The sequence below is a fragment of the Streptomyces sp. NPDC055140 genome (genome assembly GCF_053607285.1).
Map to the genome: position 1 here is coordinate 1 of NZ_JBSGTG010000129.1, position 1508 is coordinate 1508.

General features: G+C 67.1%; 2 protein-coding genes. Both read right to left on the reverse strand.

Features of this window, described 5'->3' with window-relative positions; translation table 11 throughout:
- The coding region (locus ACWFR4_RS48145; RefSeq protein ID WP_453658247.1) for a radical SAM protein at positions 1-705 on the reverse strand (705 nt) is incomplete at its 3' end.
- Between the two features lie 101 nt (positions 706-806).
- Positions 807-1274, reverse strand: coding sequence for a hypothetical protein (locus ACWFR4_RS48150; protein WP_453658249.1), 468 nt, complete (start codon positions 1272-1274; stop codon positions 807-809).
- Positions 1275-1508 lie beyond the last annotated feature (234 nt).

Genomic DNA, 1508 nt, shown 5'->3' on the forward strand with positions numbered 1-1508 from the left:
GAGGAATCGGCCAAGGACGCACGGGGTGACCGTCCCGTCCGACAGGATCGCGGCCATGCCGTGGGCGCACCGGCCGCAGAGGGAGGATGTGGACGGCAGGCTGGCGCCCTTGGCGGCGTTGCCGACCGCCCGGACTCGGTCCGTGTGCACGTCCGTGATACCGAGCGCCTCCAGCTCAGCGCGTGCCTCCTGGACCCGTTGACCGTCCACGACGTCAACGATCCCCACGCGTACGTGAATGCCACGTCGGCGCGCCTCCACGAGGTTCGCACGGGTCCTGGCATGGGAGCCCTTACGACCGGTGACCTGGTCATGCCCGTCGCCAGTGTCGGCGTAGTACGAGGTGGCCAAGGTAATGCCGGGCCGGGCGAAGAGGGCCCAGTGCTCACGGCGAACGCGAAACAGGTTCGAGTACACCTGAACCTCGAGTCCTTCTACCAGGGCGTGTTCCACGAGTGCAGCGAAGTCGGGGTGCAGCGTGGGTTCGCCTCCGATGAGCTGGATCCTTTTCGCGCCGAGCGCGGCGGCCTCGCTGATGACCCGCTTCCAGTCGTCGCCGGTCATGACCCCGTGCCCCTGCGTCGGGCCCGCTTCGGCATAGCAGTGAGAAGGGCAGGTGAGCTGGCAGCGGCGGGTGATCTCGAGCTCAATGAACGTAGGGATGATGGGGGTTGTCGTACTCGGGGTTTCGGGTGCGATCGTCACGAGCCTTGCCCTTCAGTTGGGTTCCAGGGTGAGCCAACCGGGCTCTTCCGTGAAAGAGCCCGGCCTATCTTCCGGGGCCCCTCGTACTGCAGAGGGGTCGATCAGGCGGCGAACGGCGCGGGCACATCGTCCCGGGTGAGCACCTCGTAGACGTGGCCGAGACGGATCAGGTGCGGTTCATTGATTGCGCCCGCCTTCGCCATGAGGCGGGCGGTGTCGTCCGCGAGTTCGAACTGCCCGATGCCGGCGTGCTTGGCGATGTCGGCCGCGGTGCAGTGCAACGCGTGAGCCTGCCAAAGCAGACGCTCCTTCTCGTCGAACTCCACGGGGGCCGGCCGGTGTGCGGGAAGGGGCAGTTCGCCGCTGACGAAACCCATCTGCACCTTGACCGGGGCCTTCTTGACCTGCAGCTTCTGGCCGATCTGCGTTGAGTACCGGTTGAATGTGGCGCGCGCCATAGTCAGGTTGACCGAGCCGGCGCCGGGATCACACCCGAGCGACATCTGCTCGAGAACACGCCGCTCCGCCGGAGTCAGACGTGTGATGACGGTCTCGATCAGCCGGGCCATGGCCGGCACCTCCTGGGGCTGGGAGCGGTGTTTGGTTGTCCCGGACCGGTGTTGCTCCAGAGCGGGACGGGCTGGAACGAACCGACCAGGAACGGTGTCGCGTCCGGGAAGGGACGCGCCGGATGCCGACGGCATGGGCCGACGCGTCCTGAGCCTTCGTGTGACGGATCGCGGGACGGGATCACGGGTGTCACGGAACGGCGCTTGCGTCCCGCTGAACTCATTCGCCGTCAC

Bases quoted from the DNA above. Each gene is read 5' to 3' on its own strand.
- ACWFR4_RS48150 (WP_453658249.1), bottom strand. From the start codon at position 1,274: ATGGCCCGGCTGATCGAGACCGTCATCACACGTCTGACTCCGGCGGAG.